Source organism: Draconibacterium sp. (assembly GCF_041583095.1).
In the GTDB taxonomy this organism is placed as follows: domain Bacteria; phylum Bacteroidota; class Bacteroidia; order Bacteroidales; family Prolixibacteraceae; genus Draconibacterium.
On sequence record NZ_JBFHGM010000425.1, the window covers coordinates 1 to 2656 of the forward strand.

The 2656-nt window shown below is 46.2% G+C and carries 2 protein-coding genes; both read left to right on the top strand.

Annotated features, from left to right (window positions below):
• Positions 1–857: family 16 glycosylhydrolase (locus tag ABZB17_RS22130; protein WP_372653784.1), on the top strand; the 857-nt coding region annotated here is incomplete at its 5' end.
• 17 nt (positions 858–874) lie between these two features.
• Positions 875–2656 (top strand): glycoside hydrolase family 3 N-terminal domain-containing protein (locus ABZB17_RS22135; protein WP_372653787.1); only part of this gene is annotated, 1782 nt, incomplete at its 3' end.

Below are 2656 nucleotides of genomic sequence, written 5' to 3' on the forward strand. Positions count from 1 at the left end.
AAAACGAAACGAATGCCGTGGCCTATTTTCCCTATGCAGGAACGTACACTATTGAGTTAATTATTACCAAAAACGGAGACACTTTTACTTCATCTGAGAATATCACCATTGCCGCCAACGATTCAGAATACTTCTCGAAACTGGAGCTGGTTTGGGAAGATAATTTTGATGGGAACGCTGTAAATACCGACAACTGGACCTTCGAAACCGGTTCGGGTGGCTGGGGAAACAACGAGCTGCAAAATTATACCTCCGGAGAAAATGCTGTGGTTAAGGATGGCATTCTTACCATAACAGCAAAAAAACTAAACGATGCTAAAGTTGCCGGATCGTACACCTCATCGCGAATGATCAGCAGTGGTAAAAAAGAGTTTACCTATGGCCGAATGGAAATCCGGGCGAAACTGCCTTCAGGAACAGGAATCTGGCCGGCAATCTGGATGCTGGGCGCCAACATTGGAACAGCAGGCTGGCCCGCTTGTGGTGAAATAGATATTATGGAATACGTGGGTTACCAACCCAACACTGTTCATGCAACCGTGCACACTCCGGCAGGATATGGCGGAGATGGTAACGGCAATAGCAAATCTCTCCAGACCGCCGAAGAAGAATTCCATATTTACGGCCTGTTCTGGACCGAAAAAGAACTGGTATTTTATACCGATTCTCCCGAAAATATTACACACCGTTATGCGCCCTCAAGCAAAAACAACGACAACTGGCCGTTCAACAAACCACATTTTTTTATCCTGAATGTGGCAGTTGGTGGTAACTGGGGAGGAGCCCAGGGAATTGATAATGCCATTTTCCCTCAATCGATGGAAGTGGATTACGTTCGTGTATATCAGGAAATGTAGAACAAATACTAACTATAATGAAGATTAGAGCTTTAATATTAATTATTGGAACCTGGCTGGTAACAGGTTGTACAACAACATTAACCGACAATCCCGATCCGGTTGAACAAAAAATCAGTGGCCTGTTAAGCGAAATGACGCTGGATGAAAAAATAGGCCAGATGCAGCAGGTTAACGATGGTTTCTTTGGCGACGAAGAAGCGACAAAACAAGCCATCAGAGACGGCAAAGTTGGCTCGTTTTTGAACACATTTGGAGCCGACCGGGTTGCAGAATTCCAGCGTGTTGCATTGGAAGAAAGTAAACACGGAATTCCTCTGCTTTTTGGGCGTGATGTTATTCACGGTTATCGCACTATTTTCCCTATTCCGCTGGGAATGGCCTCATCGTGGGAGCCCAAACTGGCTGAAAAAGCGATGCGTATTTCGGCTATCGAAGCCTCATCCATGGGAATTAACTGGACATTTGCACCAATGATGGATGTTACCTGGGATCCGCGCTGGGGACGAATTGCAGAAAGTTGTGGTGAAGATCCGCTGCTTACTTCTGAGTTTGCAGCTGCCATGGTAAAAGGATTTCAGGGCGACCTTGCCGACCCAACAGCAATAGCTGCCTGCGCCAAACACTTTGTAGGTTACGGAATGTCGGAAGCCGGCCGTGATTACAATACAACATACATTCCCGAGCCACTGCTCAGAAATGTACACCTTCGTCCGTTTAAAGCGGCTACCGATGCAGGAGTGCTCACATTTATGTCGGCATTTAACGACTTAAACGGAGTGCCAACATCCGGCAATGAATTTACGCTAAAACAAATTTTGCGCGATGAGTGGGACTACAAAGGTATGGTGGTTAGCGACTGGGGATCGATTGAAGAAATGATCAACCATGGTTTTGCTTCCGATAAAAAACAGGCCGCCGAAATTGCCGCAAAAGCAGGCGTTGATATGGAAATGGCAACCACCTGTTACGCCGATAATTTAAAAACCCTGATTGAAGAGGGCGTGATCACTGAAGATATGATCGACACTTATGTTGGCAATATTTTGCGTGTTAAGATTAAATTGGGTTTGTTCGATAAACCGTACGACAATCACGTTTCAACCGATACCATTTTGTCTCCAAGCCATTTGGCAGTATCGCGCGAAGCAGCACGAAAAAGTATGGTTTTGCTGAAAAATGACAATAACACTCTGCCTATCTCAAAAAATATTCATTCGCTGGCCGTAATTGGCCCGCTTGCCGATGCTGCACGCGATCAGCTGGGAACCTGGATTTTCGACGGGCAAGGCGAAGACTCAACAACACCAAAACAGGCTTTTGGCGAGATCCTTGGCGCAAAAATGAATTTTGTTCCCGGGTTGGAATACAGCCGAGATAAATCGACAAAAGGATTTGCCGAAGCTGTTGCAGCTGCCAAACGTTCGGATGCCATTTTATTCTTTGCCGGCGAAGAGTCTATCCTTTCGGGCGAAGCAAATGCACGTGGAATTATTGATCTTCCAGGTGTTCAAACCGAACTGATTACCGAATTGAGAAAAACAGGCAAACCGCTTATTTTGGTGGTAATGGCCGGAAGACCATTGGGAATTGGGGCCGAAATGGAAATGGCCGATGCCGTACTTTATGCCTGGCATCCGGGAACAATGGCCGGACCCGCAGTGGCCGACCTGATTTTTGGCGACTATTCACCTTCAGGGAAATTACCTGTAACTTTTGTAAAAGGTGCCGGGCAAATTCCGTTTTATTACTACCGCAAAAACACCGGTCGCCCGGCTACCGAAGATGATGTTACGTAC